Source organism: Sphingomicrobium sediminis (genome assembly GCF_023805295.1).
Lineage (GTDB): Bacteria > Pseudomonadota > Alphaproteobacteria > Sphingomonadales > Sphingomonadaceae > Sphingomicrobium > Sphingomicrobium sediminis.
This window is the reverse complement of record NZ_JAMSHT010000001.1, coordinates 501,179-520,879: the sequence shown is the minus strand read 5'-3', so window position 1 is coordinate 520,879 and position 19,701 is coordinate 501,179. Positions and strand designations below refer to the sequence as shown.

The window sequence follows — 19,701 nt, the reverse complement described above, 5'->3', positions numbered from 1 at the left end:
ACTTACCCCTTCCCTGGTTCGTCCAATGACTATTCTTTGCCTTCGACTCCGGCCTGTTTGACGAGCCCATCGAGCTCTTCCATTTCAGCCAGCATCCGGTCGAGCGCCTCGGTCACCATCTTCTGTGCCGACTGGCCGGTGAGGGCACAGGCGAGGCGCAGTTTGAGATGGCGCTCCCTATCGAGACGCAGCGTGAAGGCTGCCTTGTCCTTGGCACCGGCTTTCGCTTCGGCCACTTCGCGGCGCGAAACTTCGCGATGCTCGACCGGCGTTGCGGCGACGATCTCCCGTTCGTCTTCCGCTTCTTCGGTCACGGGCGTTTCCATCGGGGCCTCGTCGACCACCTGCATGTCCTCGCCCAGGACAAGTTCTTCTTCGTCGGTGTCTTCCGCATCGCCCCACGCGCTCGGCTCTTCCGCCGGGAAAGCGGGCTTGCGGATGAACGCCGCGAAACGGTTGTTGGCAGTGGGGTCGAAATCCTCGTCTGCTTCTTCGTGCGCGGTGGCTTCTTCCTCTTCGCCATATTCGTCTTCTTCGGCAGCGCCGGAAAGACCTTCGGCAACGTCACGGGCCTCGACGACATCCTGTTCGTCTTCGGCTTCCTCGTCGCCCCATGCACTACCTTCGGCCTTCTGGGCGTCGGTGAGCGGCATGAGGTCGGCGACCGTGCGCATCAGCTTGGGCTCATCGCCCTCGTCTGCGGCGTCGACTGCTTCGATCTCGTCGGCAGCGGCATCGCTGGCTTCGCCGAAGATATTCGCAGCCTTCTCGCCCTTGGCCGAGAAAATGCTCTGCGAAACGGGCGGCGTGTCGAGCGCGGGAGTGATGACCTCCTGCGGTTCGGCTTCGCCTGCTTCCTCGCTGTCGACCGGGGTGCCGCCACCGAACGCATCGGCCTTGCGGCTTTCCGAGCGATGCTCGTTGAAGCTGTTGGGCGCTTCATCGGCTTCGGGATCCCACAATTCCGCAGTGTCGTCCTCGAGGTCGGCGCCGTCATAGACATCGCCTTCGTCGGTTTCGTCACCGAATTCGCGGGCGATCTGCGCCTGCTGGTCGTGGACCACCGGCTGCGAGGGCGTCAGGCCCGTCGCGACCGTGCGGTTGATCGATTCGATATTGTTTTCGCTTTCCTCTCCGGCAGGTGCCGGCGGGTCGAAGCCCATGTCGTTCCAACCGAGGTCGTCGAGACCGCCGGGGCCGACCTTGCCGGCGCCCTGGCGACGCATGGCCGGACGAGCCGAACCCTTGCGTGCAAGCAGCCCCGAGGAGAGAGATGCGAATGCCTTAGGTGCATTCATGGAACTACGCTCCCCTTAGCCGACAACCCGGCGACCGAAGCCGCCGACAGGACGCGGATTGGCCGGCTGGCCACCCGCCTGGGCGCCACCGCCAACGCCGGGGGCGGCGAACACGGTGCGGCGGAAATTCTTTTCCAGCCGGTCGGCGACATAGTTCCACAATTCGGTGATTTCCTGGGCGCTGCGGCCTTCGGGATCGATCTCCATCACCGTGCGGCCGTCGATCATCGAGGCGGCAAAATCGGTGCGATGGTGAACGGTAACCGGGGCAACGGTGCCGTGCTGCGACAGCGCGACTGCCGCTTCGTAGGTGATCTTGGCCTTGGGGGTCGCGGCGTTCACGACGAACAAGGCAGGCTTGCCGGCGCGGTCGCACAGGTCGACCGTGGCGCCGACGGCGCGCAGATCGTGCGGGCTGGGACGCGTCGGAATGACGACGAGCTCGGCCACCGCGATGACCGACTGGATCGCCATGGTGATCGCCGGCGGCGTATCGATGACAGCCAGCTTGAAGCCCTGCTGGCGCAGGACTTCCAGATCGCTTGCAAGACGCGCAACCGTGGTCTGGGCGAAGGCGGGCATTTCATCCTCGCGTTCGTTCCACCAGTCGGCCAGCGACCCCTGCGGATCGATGTCGATGAGACAGACCGGACCGTGGCCGGCTCGCTGAGCCTGAACCGCAAGATGGCCCGAAATGGTGGTCTTGCCCGATCCACCCTTCTGAGATGCCATAGCCAAAACGCGCATTATTTTCCCCTCGCCGGAATTGGACGATATTCGTAATCGTGACCAATTGGCCTCAAGGGCACTAAAATCTGGTTAACGCTTTCTACGTCCTGTTGAAGAATTTGCGCGAAACGGCTTTGTTGCCCTAGGGATTTGCCCGGGTGTCGCGCGCTGCGGCAGCAAAATGATTAGGAAATCGAGTATCATGCGCCGTTCCATCATGACTGCAGCCCTGATCGCGCTGGCCAGCCCGGCCATTGCACAAAATGCGCAGCCGGCCCCCACGGTGGCCGAGGGCGTGGCTGCCTGGCGCGGCGGAAACGAGAATCGCGCGGTCGAAATCTGGACGCCGCTGGCTGAGGCCGGCAATCCGCAGGCGCAATTCCATCTCGGCCAGGCCTATCGCCTGGGGCGCGGTGTCGCCCAGCCGGATACGGCGCGGGCGCGCACCCTGTTCGAGCAGGCGGCGCGCCAGGGTCATCTCGGCGCCCGCACCAATCTCGGCCTCATTCTCTACAGCGATGGCAATCGCGTCGGCGGCCTGCGCTGGCTGCGCGGGGCGGCCGATCGCGGCGAACCGCGTGCCATGCTCGTCTACGGCACCGCCTTGTTCAATGGTGATCAGCTCGAGCGCGATTATGTGACCGGCTATGCGCTGGTGAGCCGCGCTGCGGCACAGGGCCTTGCCCCGGCCTCGACCACGCTCGCGCAAATGGACGAGGTGCTTCCGCTCGAGCAGCGCACCGCCGGTGTCCGCCTGGCGCAGCGCCTCGCCACGGGCGATGCCAAGCTGTCCGACCTGCTGGGCGACGAAGACGTGCAGATGGCGTCGGTCGATCCGGTCCCGCCGGCGCAATCGCCCGCGACCACGCCAGCCCGTCGCCCGACCGTCCAGACTGCCGAACCCAATGCCACCCGGCCGCCGGCCCGCCCTGCAGCACCGACCTCTCCCGCACCTGCCCCCGCAGCCAATCCGGCCAGCGGATGGACCGTGCAGCTTGGAGCGTTCTCGCGTGAAGGCGGGGCACAGAGCCTCTATCGCCAGCTTTCGGGCCTGCCCGTTTTCGCCGGAAAACAGCCGATTTACCAGAAGAGCGGAAATGTGACGCGCCTGCGGGTAGGGCCCTTCGCCAGCGCAGTGGAAGCCAAGCGGGCCTGCGACGTCATGGCGTCGCGCGGACAGGCCTGTTTCGCGGTCGCGCCTTAGTCGGTTACCCACGCGGCGCAGGGGATGCCGAGCCCCCAAAGCAAGGCCGTCAAATCGCCATAGTCGATGCGTGCATCGGCAGCAGCGGCAACACGCGGCTTGGCACGATAGGCCACGCCCAGATTGGCTGCTTCCAGCATGGGCAGGTCGTTGGCCCCGTCACCGATTGCGATGACGCCCCCCTCGCCCACCTTCGCGCGTTCTACTTCGAGCACCGCCAACTTCACATTGCCATCGACGATCTGGCCCTCGACTTTACCCGTGAGCTTCCCGTCGGAAATGCCGAGCCTGTTGGACACGACACGGTCGAAACCGAGCCGCTCACCGATCACATCGGCAAAGGCTGTGAAGCCGCCTGAGACCAAGACGCATCGCACGCCCTTGGCTTTCAAGGTTTGCACCAGCGTCCGCGCGCCGGGGTTCGGGACGATCCGCGTCGCCAGCAGATGGTCGATAACGCCGGAATCCAGCCCCTCAAGCAAGGCCAGCCGTTCCCGTAACGCCCCTTTGAAGTCCAGCTCGCCGCGCATTGCTCGCTCGGTGATGTCGGCGACGCGGTCACCCACCCCCGCCTCGGCGGCCAGTTCGTCGATACATTCCTGCCCGATCATGGTGCTGTCCATGTCGGCAAGGAAGAGGCGCGGCGCGAAATCGTCGGGGCGCTGGATCACGTCGATTTCATCGAAGGCGCCAAGCGCCTGATCCACTTCGGCGGCATCGCCCTCATCAAGCCAGCGCCACTCGGTCCCCGCCGCAATTCGCGCGACACGGCTGGCCTCCAGCCTCCCGGCTGCTATCAGCGTCGAAATGGTCAAGGCAAAACCTCCTCTCGCCCTCATTGCGGGTCCGACCGCCAGCGGCAAGTCCGAACTGGCGCTGCGCCTTGCCGAGAAGGTTGGTGGGATGGTCATCAATGCAGACAGCGCGCAAATCTATCGCGACCTGTCGATTGTCGCAGCCAGTCCCGACGCGGACGAAAAGGCCCGCGCGCCGCATCGCCTCTATGGCGTCCGCGACGGTGCAGAGCCATGCAGTGCGGCAGACTGGGCGACTTTGGCAAAGGAAGCGATCGCCGAGGCACGCGAAGACGGCCTGACGCCCATCCTCGTTGGCGGGACGGGATTGTACCTGCGCACCCTGCTCGACGGCATCGCGCCGGTACCGGACATCGAAAGCGATATCCGCGAAGCGATCCGGGCCACCGACACCGCCACCAACTACGCCGCGCTTCGTAATGAAGACTCTGCCGCCGCCGAACGCCTGAATGCCGGCGATACGACCCGCATCGCCCGCGCGCTCGAAGTAGTGCGCTCGACCGGCAAACCACTTTCCTATTGGCAGGCGCGCAAGGAAGGCGGGATCGGGGATCAGGTGGAGTTGCACGTCATCATTTTGACGCCGCCGCGCGATTGGCTCGCCGAGCGATGCGACCGTCGCTTCGTTAAGATGGTCGATGAAGGCGCGCTTGATGAAGTGCAGACCCTCCTTGATCGCAAGCTCGACCCTGCCCTGCCCGTCATGCGCGCCATCGGCGTACCCGAGCTTGCCGCTTACCTATCAGGTGACACGTCGCTCGATGAGGCTATCGCCGCAGGCCAATTGTCGACGCGCCAATATATGAAGCGCCAGTATACCTGGTTCCGCAACCAGCCGCCCGCGCATTGGCCGCGCTTCGAGCAGCCGCTCGACGATGAAGCCGCGCTGGCCGAGGCCCTAGCCCAGCTCACCCCCAGCGCGTAGGACATCGCCCATGGACATCATTCGCGACGACGCCATCGATCCCGCGCCACTGGCAGGCAAGCGTGTGGCCATCATTGGCTATGGCAACCAAGGCCGGGCGCAGGCGCTCAACCTTGCCGATAGCGGCATCGACCTGGTCATCGGCCTTCGCGAAGGCAGCGACACGTTCGACAAGGTCCGCGCCGACGGTCTCACCCCGGTCAATATCGAGGATGCGCCCAAGGGTGCCGCGCTGACGATGATGCTGGTGCCCGACGAGCAGATGACGGGCATTTACGGCGTGATCGAACCCGCGCTCGAACATGGCAGCGCGCTGGGCTTCAGTCACGGCCTCGCCGAGCATTTCGGCTATATCGATCCGCGCGAGGATCTCGATGTCATCCTGGTCGCACCAAAGGGGCCCGGCACAGCCCTTCGCCAGCTTTATACCGAGGGCAAAGGCATGCCCGCTCTGTGGGCAGTGTCGACCGACAAATCCGGCAAGGCCAAGCAAATCGCCCTCGCCTACGGCAAGGCGATCGGATGCGCGCGCGCCGGTCTCATCGCCTCCTCGTTCGAGGAGGAATGCGTCGCCGACCTGTTCAACGAGCAGGCCGTGGTTTGGGGCGGCGTCCCGGCCCTATTGCTGGCCGGGTACGAGACATTGGTCGAGGCAGGCTATTCCGAAGAAGTTGCCTATTTCGAATGCATCACCGAATTGAAGCTGCTCGCCGACCTCATCGAGGCGCGGGGCATTGCGGGTATGCGCGAGGCGATCAGCAATACGGCCGAACTTGGCGCCGTGCTCGGCGGGCCCGCCATCGTGGATTTTCCGGTACGCAAGCGCATGCGCGAAATCCTGAAGAGCGTGCAGCAAGGCGAGTTCGCCGCCCAGCTCGCCGAAGAGGCGGCCGAAGGATATCCCCTACTCAAGAAAATGCGTGCCGAAGCGGGCGATCACGCGTCAGAGGTCACCTTGGCAAAGCTGGCGCGATTGTCGCCGAACAAGCCCTCTTCCGACTGATCCTGACCCGGCCGGTCGCCGATAGACGCGCGCTCCAGATAGCGCCGCGACAAGGTGCGGTGCACCTCGGCAATATCGGGCGAGGCCGCGCTCTTGGCTCGCTCCAATTCCTCGGCTGCACGTTGTGCGAAATAGACCCTGTTACTTTTCGCCATCGACCTGTCCCCAGTTTTCGGCGCAATTTAGGTAGCATAAGCTCCCTAATGCTCCAAATCGGGACAGAAGACAGCAAGACGCCGCCCGCAGGTCGTCCCCGCGAGCGGCGCCTTTTTGGTCCGGCTACTGACTAGAACTGATAGCCGACCGAACCGACGACCTGATGCTTTTCAAGGTCGTTCTCATAATTGCCGTAGCGATATTCGGCACCGATATAAGCGCCGCCACCGATGCGATAGCGACCGCCCGCCCCGACGCGGATACCATCGGTCTCCGACGTGAAGCTGCTGAAGATCAGGTCTTCACCGTCGTCGGTCACGAGCTCGAGACGGTCGGTGATGCGGTTCACACCGACCTTGGCATAAAGGTCGAGCTTGGTGCCGACGGGCACGGTCACGCGCGCGCCGAGATAGACGTCGCTTTCATTCTCCGCGAAGGCCTCGACGAAATCGCCATTGTCCATGAACGAATAGCTGTCTTCGAAATCGTTGGCACCGACTTCGAGATCGACACCCAGCGCAACGACGCCGAGCGAGAAGTCATAGCCAAGGCCGATACCGGCATAGACATTCTCTTCGCTATAGCTGAACGGTTCGAGCGTATCAGGGTCGACGGCTTCGCCGCGGCCTTCGTCATATCCGACCTGCAATTCGACGCGCGGGCCCGAAGGGGCAAGCTGAGCGGCGGCCGGGCTGGCGGCGATGAGGCTGGCCAGCGCGACACCGGCGCCCAGAACGATCTTCTTCATGGGAAACTCCATTTGACTTTACCTGCGGGCGGAACAGGACGCCCCGCCTCCACGGACGGCAGCGACAGCAAAGGCCGACTGAACAGCCGGTGAGAGGCGCGTTTAGGCAGGGTTCAGGAATGCGCCACGGCCTTGAAAAGGCAGGCTATTTGCGACCGAATAATTTCTCGATATCGCCATGGGCGAGCTTCACCCAGGTCGGACGGCCATGGTTGCACTGGCCCGAATGGGGCGTCACTTCCATCTGGCGAAGTAGCGCATTCATCTCGTCGACGCGCAGGATGCGGCCCGCTCGCACCGAGCCATGGCATGCCATCGTCCCGGCGACGAGGTCGATCCGATCCTGCAAGGTGGGCGCGCTGCCAAGTTCGGCCAGCTCCGCCGCGATATCGGCGAGCAGCTGCGGCGCTTTCACCTTGTTGCCGAGCGGCGCTGGCGTGGCGCGGACCAACATGGTCGCCGGTCCGAAACGCTCGATCTCGAGGCCCAGTCGCGCAAGATCGGGAATGGCCTCCTCCAACCGTTCGCAATCGGCCTCGTCCATTTCAACCGGCTCGGGGATCAGCAAGGGCTGCGTCGCGATGTCGTCGCCCTCGCGCGCCTTGCGCATCGCCTCGAGCACGAGCCGCTCATGCGCGGCATGCTGGTCGACGATGACCAGCCCGTCCTCGGCCTCGGCGACGATATAGGTCGCGGCCACCTGTCCACGCGCCGCGCCCAGCGGGTGGCGGGTTGCGTCTGGGATCGGTGCCGTCGACGGCTCGGCGCGCGCCAGCGGAGCGGCGGCCATGATTGCATGCAGGCCATCATTGCGCCCGGTCGGCGCGACATAGTCGCTGCGCTGCTCGGCAAATCCGGTGCCCTGCGGCAAGGGTTGTGGCGGTGGCGCCGCTTGGTCCGCGGCAAAGCCCCCCTGCCCTTCAACCTGCCATTGCGCTGGCGCGGCATGCTGGTCGTGGGCTGCGGAAAGATGTCCCGCTTCTTCCAGCGCGCGACGCACGCCGCCGACGATCAAGCCGCGCACACCCGCCGCATCACGAAAGCGTACTTCGGTCTTGGCCGGATGGACGTTGATGTCGACCTCGTGCGTCGGCAGTGACACGAACAAAGCAGCGATCGGATGACGGTCGCGCGCAATAAGATCGCGATAGGCCCCGCGCAGTGCGCCGGTCAGCAGGCGGTCCTTCACCGGCCTGCCGTTCACGAACAGATATTGCTGGTCCCCCATGCCGCGATTGAAGGTCGGCAGGCTGGCCACCCCTTCCAGCACCATCTCACCGCGCCGATGCTCGACCGCGACGGCATTCTTCTGGAGGTCGGGGGTCAGCAAGGCCGCGACCCGCTCCGGCGCGGATTGCGGCTGGACGTTGATGATGGTGCGCGCATCATGGTCAAAGCGAAACGCAATGTCCGGACGCGCCATGGCCAGCCGCCGCATCGTGTCGAGCGCGGCCTGATACTCGGCGCGCGGGCTGCGCAGGAATTTGCGGCGTGCCGGGACCTTGCCGAACAATTGTTCGACCCGCACGCGGGTACCGGGCGGGATGCCCGCAGGCCCGTCCTCGATCCGCTTGCCGTGATCGGTGACGATCTTCCACCCGTCGCCATCGCGCGTGCGGCTTTCCAGCGTGAACAGCGAGACGCTGGCGATCGAAGGCAAGGCCTCGCCGCGAAAACCGAAGCTGGCGACATCCTCGATATGCTCGTCGGGCAGCTTGGACGTTGCATGGCGTTCGAGCGCCAGGCCCATATCCTCGGCGCTCATCCCCTGCCCGTCATCGACCACTTCGATGGAGGTCAGACCACCGCCTTCGAGGCGCACGGCAACGCGCTTGGCACCCGCGTCGACGGCATTCTCGACCAGTTCCTTGAGCGCGCTTGCAGGGCGCTCGACAACCTCGCCCGCGGCGATGCGATCGATGAGGTCCGACGGGAGCCTTCTTATTGACATATTAAGGTTATTGTCCCATCGACTTTTTGCGCGTGGAGGCCGGATTTCCTAGGAAATTCATTAAGCTTTCAACAAAATTTGTTTAACGAATGGAGACGTGGACGACCCCGTGCGTTCGCCCACCATAACAGCAAAACGGAAGACGCCCATATGTTCTGGACGAAATGGTTCAAATGGATGAGCCATGACATGGCCATCGATCTCGGTACCGCCAACACTCTCGTATACGTCCGCGGTCGCGGCATCGTCCTCAACGAACCGTCGGTGGTCGCAATCGAAACCATCAATGGCATCAAGAAGGTCAAGGCGGTCGGCGACGACGCCAAGCTGATGATGGGCAAGACGCCGGAAGAGATTGCGGCCATTCGTCCGCTGCGCGACGGTGTCATTGCCGACATCGACGTGGCCGAAGAAATGATCAGCCACTTCATCCAGAAGGTCCATGGCGGCAAGATGAAGAGCTGGCGCTTCCCCGAAATCGTCATCTGCATCCCCTCGGGCGCGACCAATGTCGAACGCCGCGCGATCCGCGACGCCGCGTCGAACGCCGGCGCCAGCGCGGTCTACCTGATCGAGGAGCCGATGGCGGCTGCGATCGGAGCGCACATGCCGGTCACCGAACCGGTCGGTTCGATGGTTGTCGACATTGGCGGTGGCACCACCGAAGTCGCGGTCCTGTCGCTGCGCGGCCTTGCCTACACCACCTCGGTGCGCGTCGGCGGAGACAAGATGGACGAAGCCATCTCCTCCTACGTCCGCCGCAACCACAACCTGTTGATCGGTGAAGCCACGGCCGAGCGGATCAAGAAGGAAGTCGGCATCGCCAAGCCGCCCGCCGACGGCATCGGTGAGACGGTCTATATCAAGGGCCGCGACCTGGTGAACGGCGTGCCCAAGGAAATCGCCATCAACCAGGGCCAGATCGCCGAAGCGCTGTCGGAGCCGGTTGGGACCATCGTCGAAGGCGTGCGCATCGCGCTCGAAAACACCGCGCCCGAACTCGCCGCCGACATCTGCGACCAGGGCATCGTGCTGACGGGTGGCGGTGCGCTGCTCGAAGGTCTCGACGAAGTGCTGCGCGACGAAACCGGCCTTCCGGTCATCGTTGCCGAGGATCCGCTGACCTGCGTCGCCATGGGCACCGGCCGGGCGCTCGAGGAAGAGCAGTTCCGCGGCGTTCTGCAGACCGCTTAAGGGGGCCCTGAATGGCGGCGAGCAAATTCCGCCGCCCCGGCTGGTCGCGGCGCGCGCAATATAGCCTGTTCTTCAGCTTCGTGGCCTTGGCCGCGGGCGTTGCGCTGGGCATCGTGCTGCTCGCCATTTCCATCGTCGCGCCGCGTACTTTTGCGGACCTCCGCAGCGGCGCGACGGACCTCACTCGTCCCATCGCCGAAGGCGGTTCGGCCGTCTTTGCCACGGTCAATGGCCTCGTCACCGGGGCCGGCGACTATTGGAACGCCGCCAGCCAGAATGAGGATCTCCGCGAAGAACGCGACCGGCTCCAGCGCGAGTTGATCGAACTGCAGGGTACCGAGAGCGAGAATCGTCGCCTACGCTCCGCGCTCGAACTGCGCGATGAGATCGATGATCCCGTTGCTTCGGGCCGCATCATCGGCTCGAGCCAGGACAGCCCGCGCCGCTATGCCATCCTCAATGCCGGGCGTAGCTCGGGCGTCTTGCCGGGTATGCCGGTGCGTGGGCGCGAAGGCCTAATCGGCCGCACGGTCGATGCCGGCATCGTTTCTTCGCGCATCCTGCTGCTCACCGACCGCGAAGTCGTCGTGCCGGCCCAAATCCTACGGTCGGACATCCCGGTCATCGCTCGCGGCCGTGGCGACGGGACAGTCGACCTGCGACCGCTCGAAGTCGGGCGCAATCCCTTCGAGCCCGGCGATGTCATCGTGACGTCGGGGACGGGCGGCCTCTATCCCCCGCTGGTGCCGGTCGCGCGCGTCGTGCGCCTCGACGACGACGGTGCCATCGCGCTGCCGCTCGAAAATCCAAGCCAGGCCAACTTTGCCATCGTCGAACAGCCCTTCGCCGCCGAGGCGCTGGACGATCCCGATACACCATTGGAAGGCGATCCGGAGGGAGGCGAGCTCACGCCGTGAAGACGCTGGCCAAGTCGAAACGGCGCCAACGCCATGAATCGCCCTTCGAACAAGGGCCGCGCCGCTTTGCCTCGCATCTTCCCTGGGTCAGCATCCTGGTCGCCTCCTCACTCGCGATCCTGCCCTTCATGTCGATGCGCGGATGGTGGCCCGATTTCGGCCTGTTGATGCTGCTCGGCTGGCGCATGCAGCGCTCCGATGCCTTTCCCAATTGGTATGCCATCCCCCTCGGCCTCGCCAACGACCTGCTGACCGGCCATCCGATCGGCCTGTCCGTCGTCACCTACAATTTCGCTCTCCTGATGATCGACATCATCGACGCGCGGCGGATGTGGAATTATTGGTGGTCGGAATGGCTCGTGGCCGCGCTGCTCGTGACGTTCGCCGAACTGCTGCAATGGTTCGTGGCCTATGTTCAGGATGCGGCAATCCCCATTAAGGCATTGATTCCGCCTGTAATCATCATGATCTTCTTCGTGCCGATCGCGCTCGCCATCGCCTCGGCACTGGATCGCTACAGGCTGCGCCAGCGACGAGGCGCAAAGCCATGAAGGGGAAAATGAAGAAGAAGGGTGCACCGCCCAAGGCCAAGAAGAACCGCGTCACGCAGGCCCAGCGCGACGAGGCCTTCTCGCGTCGCACCCTGCTGGTCGGCGGCGTGCAGGCCAGCTTCGGTGCGCTGCTCATCGGCCGCCTTGCCTACCTCTCGGTCAGCCAGAACGAGCGCTACCAGACGATGGCCGAGGATAATCGCGTCCAGCTGATCATCGTGCCGCCGCGCCGCGGCTGGATCGTCGACCGCAACAACAAGCCGATCGCCATCAACCGTTCCGATTTTCGGGTCGACATGATTGCCGACCAGGTGCCCGAGGGTCGGCTCGACACCACCCTCACCCGCGCTGCAGCATTGCTCGAACTGGGCGACGAGCAGGTCCAGCGCATCTCAGCCGAACTCGAAGGCAAGTCCGGCTACCAGCCGGTGCAGCTCGCCGAAAATGTCCCGTTCAAGAATTTCGCGGCCGTCTCGGTTCGTCTGCCCGAACTCGAAGGCGTCATCCCGCAGCGCGGCTTTTCCCGCTTCTATCCCGCCGGTCCCGCGGTCGGACACCTCGTCGGCTATGTCGGCATCGCGAACCGCGAGGAATATGAAGCCGAGGACAAGAACCCCCTCCTCGTCACGCCCGGATTCAAGATCGGCAAGGAGGGCCTCGAAGAAGTCCTCGAACAGGATCTTCGCGGCGAACCTGGCGGGCAACGCGTCGAACTGACGGCGCGCGGCAAGCTGGTGCGCGAACTCGAACCCAAGCCCGACCGATCGGGCGGGACCGTGCAACTCTCGCTCGACGCCGACTTGCATGAATATGCCGCGCGGCGCCTTGGCCTCGAAAGCGGCAGCGTCGTCATCGTCGATTGCCTGACCGGCGAAATCCTCTGCATGGCCTCGATGCCGGCCTACGATCCCAACAGCTTCTCCGACGGCATCGGCCAGACCGAATGGAGCCTGTTGTCGGAGAATGAGCGGCGGCCCCTGGTCAACAAGACCATCAACTCGCTCTATCCGCCGGGATCGACATTGAAGCCGATGGCCACGCTGGCGCTGCAAAAGGAAGGCATCGACCCGACCGAGCGGATCAGTTGTCCGGGCGGATACCAATTGGGCAACCGCTTTTTCCGCTGCCTCAAGCGGCACGGCTCGGTCGATATGTACAGCGCGGTCGCGCAGAGCTGTAACACCTACTTCTACGCAATGAGCCACCGCGTCGGCTATGACGTGATCGCAGAGATGGCCCGCAAGCTCACACTGGGCATGCGCTATGACGATCTGCCGGTGGTCAGCCAGAGCTATGGCACCATTCCCGACAGCGAGTGGAAGCTCCGCAAATATGACGAGGAATGGCGCGCGGCGGACTCGCTCAACGCCTCGATCGGCCAGGGCTATGTCATCCTCAACCCACTCCAGCTTGCGACCCATGCCGCCCGTATCGCCAGCGGGCGCGCGGTCCTCCCCAAGCTGATCGGCCTGCATCCCGATCCCGCGCCGATGATGGATCTGAACCCCGAGCATCTGGACGTCACGCGCCGGGCCATGTGGCAAGTCGTCAATGGCGTCGGTACGGCGGGCTCCGCGCGCATTCCGCTCGACGGGATCGAAATGGCGGGCAAAACAGGCACTGCGCAGGTACGCGGCCTCGGTCGCGGCGACGGGCGTAACGTGCCCTGGAAATATCGCGACCATGGCCATTTCGTCGGCTTCGCGCCCTTCGACCGCCCGCGCTACGCGATCAACGTCACGATCGAACATAGCGGCACCAGCGGCGCAGCGACCCCGGTCGCCCGCGACGTCATGACCTTCCTGTTCGACCGCCAGAAGGCGATGGAGGCACTGGCCCCGCTCGAAGAAGCCTGGGGGGGCACGCTGGCAGAGCGGACGCAAGCCTTCCAGGAAGAAGTGCTGCGGATCGCCGAAGCGCGCGCTGCTGAGCGCGCGGCGCAGCAGGGCACGACCGCATGATGCTCTCCTCGATCATTCCGCAACCGCTGGCCCGGCTGCCTTGGAAGCTCATCATCCTTGTCTTGCTGATTGGCACCTTCGGGCTCGCCCATCTTTATTCCTCGGCCGGCGGGTCGCTGCAGCCCTATGCGCTGCGCCAGGGCATCATCTTCTTCACGCTCTTCTTTGTCGCCATCGGCATGAGCTACCTGCCCGAGGGCTGGATCAAATTCCTCATCCCCATCGGCTTCGTCGTCATGCTGGGCCTGCTGTTTGCGGTCGAGCTTGTCGGTACGGTCGGCATGGGAGCGCAGCGCTGGATCGACCTTGGCTTCATGCGATTGCAGCCGTCCGAATTCATGAAGCCTGCCGTCGTCCTGATGCTGGCCCGCTTCTATGAATTGCTGCCCACCGGCGATCTCAACAAATGGCGCGCCATCTGGCCGGCCGCCCTCATCATCGGAATCCCGACGATGCTCACTTTGGTCCAGCCCGACCTCGGCACGGCACTGGTGCTGATGCTTGGCGGGGTCGTCGTCATGTTCCTGGCTGGCCTGCCCTGGTGGCTGTTCGCGGGCGGGTTCGCCGCGGTCGTCGCCATGCTGCCGGTCGCGGTCAATTTCCTCGAGCCCTATCAGCAACGCCGCGTGCTCATCTTCCTCAATCCCGAGGAGGATCCGCTGGGCGCCGGCTATAACCTCACCCAGTCCAAGATTGCCATCGGGTCGGGCGGTCTCACCGGCAAAGGCTATATGGAAGGCTCGCAAAGCCACCTCGAATATCTCCCCGAAGGCCATACCGATTTCGCTTTCTCGGCCATCGTCGAGGAATGGGGCCTGGTCGGCGGCATCATCCTCATCCTTGCCTTTGCCGGCGTGCTCGCCTGGGGCATGGGCGTGGCGCGGCGCGCGAAGACGCGGTTCGCCCAGCTTGCCGCAGCGGGCCTCACCGTCACCATTTTCTTCTACGTCGCCGTCAACCTCATGATGGTGATGGGCCTCGCCCCCGTCGTCGGCATCCCGCTGCCGCTCGTCAGTTTTGGCGGATCGGCGGTGATGTCGGTCATGCTGATGATCGGCCTGCTTGCCGCATTCGACCGTCAGGCGCGCACCGCGGAGGCCAAGCGAAAGATCGGTCTCGGCATCGCCTAACAAAAGTGTTGCAATGCAGCAGCGCCATCGCTAAATCGCCCCCTCCACGGCGGGAACCACGATGATTCCTCCGCCGTTTTCAAAAGTGTGGACGCATAGCTCAGTTGGTAGAGCAGCTGACTCTTAATCAGCGGGTCCTAGGTTCGAGCCCTAGTGCGTCCACCATTCCCCTATTTTCAGATACTTACAGTTCCTTCTTAAGGCCCTGTGTGAAGTAAATCGTGTCTGAAACTGATGTCGAAAAAGACTAATACCCCAATCCCATAATCCGACAAGGGCAGGTAATTTACTCGTGCCGAACAGAAACCTTAACAGGCTAGGAACAGGTAATCATTAGGGCGATATCAGGCGGTTTCTCTCGTGTTATCCTTGCGGACTTTTTGCGCAACTGTCCGGACCGTTTCTGATCTCGATCGGCCGAGCTTCTCTCGCATGAAGGAAAAAATGCTCTGCAGCCCCGCTATATGACGTGATTGAGCTGAAGCCGCATCTACGCCTCTTCGGTTTTCTGCTCCGATGCCACGCTCTCGGGGGCGTCCCAGCGAAGATGACGCCCCTCGAGCACAACCAAATTCTTCGCGCGGATGATTTCGCCTTTAATCTTGTATCCCAGCAGTTGCTCGGAATCGATGTCAGGGTTGCCGGCCAACACGCGGATTTCCTCGCTGGTGAAATCGGCCAGCCCGCGCGCCCGCTCGGTGCCGCTGCGATCATAGACGTGGAGCACGTCGCCGCGCGTGAAGTCGCCGTCGATCGACTGGATATCCTCGCGCAATACTGCGCGTTCACCGGTTTTCAACTGCGCGATCACGTCATCCTCGACGACTACCGTGCCGGCCATCTGCAGGCGGTTGGCGATCCAGCTCTTCCACCCCGATTGCAGCGTCTTGTGTGCCTTGAAGCGAGTGAAGCGGCGGCTGCCGTCGATGATCGAGCTGATCGGGCGGTCCGCCTCGCCATGCGCGATATAGGTGGTACAGCCCGCCTCCTGCGCCATGTTCGCGGCCATCAGCTTGGTCGCCATGCCGCCGGTGCCGAGCTCGCTCTTCCCCTGCGTCGCCGCCATATAGGGCGTCACATCGTCCACCTCGGGCACGAACTGCGCGCCCTCTTCGTCGGGATGGCGGTCATACAGGCCGTCCACCTCGGTCAGGATGACGAAATGCTTGGCATCGGTCATCTGCGCGACCTTGGCGGCCAGGCGGTCATTGTCGCCGACGCGGATTTCCTCGGTTGTGATCGTGTCATTCTCGTTGACGATCGGAATGATGTCGCTGTCCATCAACCGGTGCACGGTGTTGCGCGTGTTGAGAAAGCGGCGATGATCCTCGAAATCGCCCAGCGTCAGCAGGATCTGCGCGATGTTGAAGCCATATTCATGCCCGATCTGGCGATAGGCATTGAGCAATAGCGGCATGCCGCACGCCGCCGCCGCCTGCTTGTCGCTGACTCCCGCACTGCCCGGCGTCTCGCCGACCATGCGTAACCCCAACGCCACTGCGCCCGACGAGCACAGGACCACGTTCATCCCGCGCTGCCGCAACCGGAAAATGTCCTCCATCAACCGATGCATGAACCCGAAACGCGGGGTCAGCAGGTCGCGATTGGCGACCAGGCTGGAACCGATTTTGACGACGATAGTAGGATGTTCGGACACTGGGGCCTTCATAGTCTTGAATTGGAAAAACGTTCGGCCATGTAATTAGCATGATCGTCATGCACAAGGTCGCGTACGGCACATTGTGAAGATGTCACAGGCCGTGCAATTCATGGCAGCATGTGTTATAACCACATCGCACTATAAATAGCATGAAGCTAGAAAATACACAGAAGCATTTCAGGAATTTCATGAGTTTTCAGAAAATATTACTTGTCGGTTGTGGTAAAATGGGAAGCGCGCTTCTCGAATATTGGAAGAAAGGTGACGAGGACTTTACGATCGTCGATCCTGCCATGGAGGAGGCGCCCGACGGCGTCCGCCTGTTTGCAGACCGAGACGCAATTGCCGACGAGACGTTCGATGTCGTCATTCTGGCCATCAAGCCGCAACTGATCCACTGCGTGATGCCGGACTATGCGGCCAATCTTGCCGAGGATGGCTATGTCCTGTCGATTGCTGCCGGCGCATCGATCCGCACAATCTCCAACGCAACGGGCACGGAACGCATCATCCGCGTCATGCCCAATCTTCCAGCCGCGATCGGCAAGGGCGCCAGCGGCCTCACCAGCGCCGACGCTATCACCGTCAGGCATAAAGCCCACGCATTGGATCTGATGTCCCGCACCGGCGGTGTTGTCACCGTTGCCGACGAGGACGCGCTCGATCGCGTTACCGCCGTCGCCGGCTCTGGCCCCGGCTACGTGTTCGAATTCGCCCGCGCCTATGTCGATGCGGCCAGCCAGCTTGGCATCCGCACCGAAGATGCCCGCAAACTGGTCTTGCAGACCATGGCCGGGACCATCGCTCTGGCCCTCGATCGCGGCGATCAATCGCTTGCGGAATTGCGCGATGACGTCACCAGCAAAGGCGGAACCACTGCCGCCGGGCTCAAGGCCCTGAACGGCAGCGGCGCGGTGTCCCGCGCTGTCGAAGACTGTCTCGCCGCAGCGTATGGCCGGGCCGTCCAGCTGCGTTAGTCATCGCCGCGCATTCCCCATCCTCACCTATCGAAAAACCGAAGAGAGTTACATGACCGATCAGAGCATCGACCCCGTCACCCATGTCCACCAGCTTGGCCAGCGCGCCCGCACGGCTGCGCGCCAGCTCCTGTCCGCGACCACGGACCAGAAGAACCAGGCGCTCACCGCCGCCGCCGCCGCGCTACGCGCCAACAGCGACGACATCATCGCCGCCAACGACAAGGACGTCGAAAGCGTCGCGGGCAAGAAGGATGATGCCTTCATCGACCGCCTCCGCCTCGACGCCGAGCGGATCGAAGGCATGGCCGGCGCTCTGGAACAGATTGCCGAGCTCCCCGACCCCGTCGGCCGCAAGCTCGCGACGTTCGACCGCCCCAACGGCCTCACCATCGAGCGCGTCGCCGTTCCCATCGGCGTCATCGGCATGATCTATGAATCGCGCCCCAATGTCGGCGCCGATGCGTCCGCGCTCTGCCTGAAGTCGGGGAATGCCGTCATCCTGCGCGGGGGTAGCGAGAGCAAGCATTCGACCCGCCTCATCGTACTGTGCATGCGCGAAGGCCTCGCCAAGGCAGGCCTTCCCGAAGATGCCGTCCAGGCCATCGGCACCACCGATCGTGCTGCCGTCGCCGCCTTGCTCAAGGCCGACCATCTCGTCGACCTCGTCATCCCGCGCGGCGGCCGCGGCCTCGTCGAACTGGTCCGAGACCAGGCGAGCGTCCCCACGCTGCTGCACCTCGACGGCAACTGCCACAGCTACATTCACGCCGACGCCGACCTTCAGAAGGCCGTCGACGTCATCCACAATGCCAAGCTTCGCCGCACCGGCATTTGCGGCGCCACCGAGAGCATCGTGATCGACCGCGCCGTGGCCTCGACAGCAGTTCCCATGCTCGCCGAGAAGTTCGCCGACCAGTGCGAGCTGCGCGGCGATGCAGACGCCGTCGCCCTCGACGACCGCCTCCTGCTCGCCAGCGAAGAAGACTGGAATACCGAATATCTCGGCCCCATCGCCAGCGTGAAGATTGTCGACGACCTCGATGCAGGCATCGCCTGGGTCGACGAGCATTCATCGCATCACACCGACGCGATTATGACCGAAAATGTCGATGCGGCACGGCGCTTCATGACGGCCATCGACAGCGCGATCGTGATGCATAATGCCAGCACCCAGTTCGCCGACGGCGGCGAATTCGGCATGGGTGCGGAGATCGGTATTGCAACGGGCAAGATGCATGCGAGGGGGCCTGTCGGGCTCGAGCAGCTGACTAGCTTCAAATATCTTGTGAAGGGCTCTGGCCAAACACGTCAGTAAAAGCAGAAGGCCGTGAAGCAGACACTTTGGTCAGTGATGTCATTTCCGTCTTATCTGAGCCTCATTTTGTCCTGCAAGTGCAGGCTAATCGTTGGGCTGCCTCTTGAGCGGTCTGCTTGGCATGGCGCGTGAGCTCCTCAAGTTACTAAAGTAGCTAGTCTGTGGGCGATCCGGCCAACCGACCTCCTTTGGCGTGCGCGAACTGGACCACTTCATCTCGGCACCGCAGCCAAACTAATGATTTGGTCGCTCGAAAAGGTCAATGAGGCCCTCGACTGAACAACCAATCTTACCATCTCAGCACACGCTGGTAGCAGTCACCTAGTTGGGAAAAACGCTCAGCGGTTCTCGCTTAAGCCATCTAAATTTCTTGCAATCTCTCGCAACTCACCTTTCAGCGATTTACTCGATAGATGGCTCTTCACGTCCAGATAGCCCTCGTCTTTGAGGGCCTTCTCGATGTCTCTTATCGACCTGTATTCTTCGGCCAACTGGTAAGCTCGCTCGACCACGCCAACGGGTCGGCTTTGGAGATGCACTATATTTGTCATGTCTGTTATGGGGAGACTGGAAAAACACGGCAGCGTTACGCCATCGGCAAAAAATTCAACCCTACACCGGCGCGTCTTTGTGACTTCTCACTCTCTCCGGTTTCAGGCGAAGATCCACGTGCTCCATCTCCACGTCCTTCGTTCCTATTTGCGTTCGATAGCACGAAACAGTCTTCGGACGCGTCATACTCAAGGTCTTTCCATGGAAGGACCTTGCTCGTCGTGCCGAAGCCTAAAAAACCCCCACGGGCTATCTTCACGTATCGGACTGAGCCGTCTTCCTTGGAAATAAATAGATGTGTCGTATTGCCGACATAATCGCCATTATCGTCAACGAGATCTATCGGCTCCTCGCACCTCGCTCGCGTAACCAAGGCTTTCTCGCCCTCTTCATATTTTTGCCGAGGGCGATTTTCGAAGGTGTATGGATCGAAAATTGTCATGCCGTCTTTAAAAACGCACTGATATGGCACCTGGTTCCATAAAATATAACTATATCAGATATTTAGAATAGTAGGCAGACAAAGCGACCGCTCCTGATCGTGGTCCCAAAATTGGTGGCCGTGATTGCCGGCCTCGCCGCATTCTTCGGCACCGAAATTCGTAAGTTGCC

18 protein-coding genes and 1 tRNA gene are annotated in these 19,701 nt (G+C 62.8%); 11 read left to right on the top strand and 8 right to left on the bottom strand.

The genetic code is table 11. The annotated features are described in order from the left end of the window. Positions 1-29: 29 nt before the first annotated feature. Both NDO55_RS02500 and NDO55_RS02495 read right to left on the bottom strand, forming a co-directional pair. Positions 30-1,298 (bottom strand): hypothetical protein, encoded by a 1,269-nt coding sequence (locus NDO55_RS02500; RefSeq protein ID WP_252115617.1) that lies wholly within the window; start codon positions 1,296-1,298, stop codon positions 30-32. A gap of 15 nt (positions 1,299-1,313) precedes the next feature. Continuing rightward, positions 1,314-2,045 carry a ParA family protein gene (locus NDO55_RS02495; protein ID WP_252112116.1) on the bottom strand — a complete coding sequence of 244 codons (732 nt, stop codon included), beginning with the start codon at positions 2,043-2,045 and terminating at the stop codon, positions 1,314-1,316. 184 nt (positions 2,046-2,229) lie between these two features. Between NDO55_RS02495 and NDO55_RS02490 the strand changes: the two genes are divergently transcribed. Then, positions 2,230-3,231 (top strand): SPOR domain-containing protein, encoded by a 1,002-nt coding sequence (locus NDO55_RS02490; protein ID WP_252112114.1) that lies wholly within the window; start codon positions 2,230-2,232, stop codon positions 3,229-3,231. Here NDO55_RS02490 and serB read toward each other — a convergent pair. Beyond that, on the bottom strand, positions 3,228-4,046 hold the full coding sequence (gene serB / locus NDO55_RS02485; protein WP_252112112.1) for a phosphoserine phosphatase SerB: 819 nt from the start codon (positions 4,044-4,046) through the stop codon (positions 3,228-3,230). The genes NDO55_RS02490 and serB overlap by 4 nt on opposite strands. On the opposite strand from serB, the gene miaA reads away from it, so the two are divergent. Further along, on the top strand, positions 4,039-4,971 hold the full coding sequence (miaA, locus tag NDO55_RS02480; protein WP_252112110.1) for a tRNA (adenosine(37)-N6)-dimethylallyltransferase MiaA: 933 nt from the start codon (positions 4,039-4,041) through the stop codon (positions 4,969-4,971). The genes serB and miaA overlap by 8 nt on opposite strands. A gap of 10 nt (positions 4,972-4,981) precedes the next feature. Beyond that, positions 4,982-5,974, top strand: a complete 993-nt coding sequence (gene ilvC, locus NDO55_RS02475) for a ketol-acid reductoisomerase (RefSeq protein ID WP_252112108.1) — start codon at positions 4,982-4,984, stop codon at positions 5,972-5,974. On the opposite strand, the gene NDO55_RS02470 is transcribed toward ilvC, so the two are convergent. The 3 genes from NDO55_RS02470 to mutL form a co-directional block, all read right to left on the bottom strand. After that, positions 5,908-6,129, bottom strand: a complete 222-nt coding sequence (locus NDO55_RS02470) for a hypothetical protein (protein ID WP_252112106.1) — start codon at positions 6,127-6,129, stop codon at positions 5,908-5,910. The genes ilvC and NDO55_RS02470 overlap by 67 nt on opposite strands. A 131-nt stretch (positions 6,130-6,260) precedes the next feature. Continuing rightward, positions 6,261-6,878 carry an outer membrane protein gene (locus NDO55_RS02465; protein WP_252112104.1) on the bottom strand — a complete coding sequence of 206 codons (618 nt, stop codon included), beginning with the start codon at positions 6,876-6,878 and terminating at the stop codon, positions 6,261-6,263. 145 nt (positions 6,879-7,023) lie between these two features. Beyond that, complete coding sequence (gene mutL / locus NDO55_RS02460) at positions 7,024-8,829, bottom strand: DNA mismatch repair endonuclease MutL (protein WP_252112102.1); 1,806 nt, start codon at positions 8,827-8,829, stop codon at positions 7,024-7,026. 150 nt (positions 8,830-8,979) lie between these two features. Between mutL and NDO55_RS02455 the strand changes: the two genes are divergently transcribed. The 6 genes from NDO55_RS02455 (at position 8,980) to NDO55_RS02430 (ending at position 14,747) form a co-directional block, all read left to right on the top strand. After that, a complete protein-coding gene (locus NDO55_RS02455) occupies positions 8,980-10,023 on the top strand; it encodes a rod shape-determining protein (RefSeq protein WP_252112100.1) in 1,044 nt (347 codons plus the stop codon). A gap of 11 nt (positions 10,024-10,034) precedes the next feature. Further along, entirely contained in the window at positions 10,035-10,940 is a 906-nt protein-coding gene (mreC, locus tag NDO55_RS02450; RefSeq protein WP_252112098.1) for a rod shape-determining protein MreC, read from the top strand. Then, positions 10,937-11,491, top strand: a complete 555-nt coding sequence (gene mreD, locus NDO55_RS02445; protein ID WP_252112096.1) for a rod shape-determining protein MreD — start codon at positions 10,937-10,939, stop codon at positions 11,489-11,491. The genes mreC and mreD overlap by 4 nt, the downstream gene beginning before the upstream one ends. Beyond that, complete coding sequence (gene mrdA, locus NDO55_RS02440) at positions 11,488-13,452, top strand: penicillin-binding protein 2 (RefSeq protein WP_252112094.1); 1,965 nt, start codon at positions 11,488-11,490, stop codon at positions 13,450-13,452. Before mreD ends, mrdA begins: the two co-directional genes overlap by 4 nt. After that, positions 13,449-14,582: a rod shape-determining protein RodA gene (gene rodA / locus NDO55_RS02435; RefSeq protein ID WP_252112092.1), complete on the top strand. Its 1,134-nt coding sequence runs from the start codon at positions 13,449-13,451 to the stop codon at positions 14,580-14,582. The genes mrdA and rodA overlap by 4 nt, the downstream gene beginning before the upstream one ends. An 89-nt stretch (positions 14,583-14,671) precedes the next feature. Further along, positions 14,672-14,747, top strand: a tRNA-Lys gene (locus NDO55_RS02430). 325 nt (positions 14,748-15,072) lie between these two features. Here the strand turns inward: NDO55_RS02430 and proB are convergent. Next, positions 15,073-16,239: a glutamate 5-kinase gene (proB, locus tag NDO55_RS02425; RefSeq protein WP_252112090.1), complete on the bottom strand. Its 1,167-nt coding sequence runs from the start codon at positions 16,237-16,239 to the stop codon at positions 15,073-15,075. A 152-nt stretch (positions 16,240-16,391) separates the two neighbouring features. Here proB and proC point away from each other — a divergent pair, with 152 nt between their 5' ends. Then, positions 16,392-17,219 (top strand): pyrroline-5-carboxylate reductase, encoded by an 828-nt coding sequence (proC, locus tag NDO55_RS02420; RefSeq protein WP_341869964.1) that lies wholly within the window; start codon positions 16,392-16,394, stop codon positions 17,217-17,219. A 52-nt stretch (positions 17,220-17,271) separates the two neighbouring features. Further along, a complete protein-coding gene (locus NDO55_RS02415) occupies positions 17,272-18,537 on the top strand; it encodes a glutamate-5-semialdehyde dehydrogenase (RefSeq protein WP_252112086.1) in 1,266 nt (421 codons plus the stop codon). 586 nt (positions 18,538-19,123) lie between these two features. On the opposite strand, the gene NDO55_RS02410 is transcribed toward NDO55_RS02415, so the two are convergent. After that, positions 19,124-19,531 carry a PRC-barrel domain-containing protein gene (locus NDO55_RS02410; protein ID WP_252112084.1) on the bottom strand — a complete coding sequence of 136 codons (408 nt, stop codon included), beginning with the start codon at positions 19,529-19,531 and terminating at the stop codon, positions 19,124-19,126. Between the last annotated feature and the right edge of the window lie 170 nt (positions 19,532-19,701).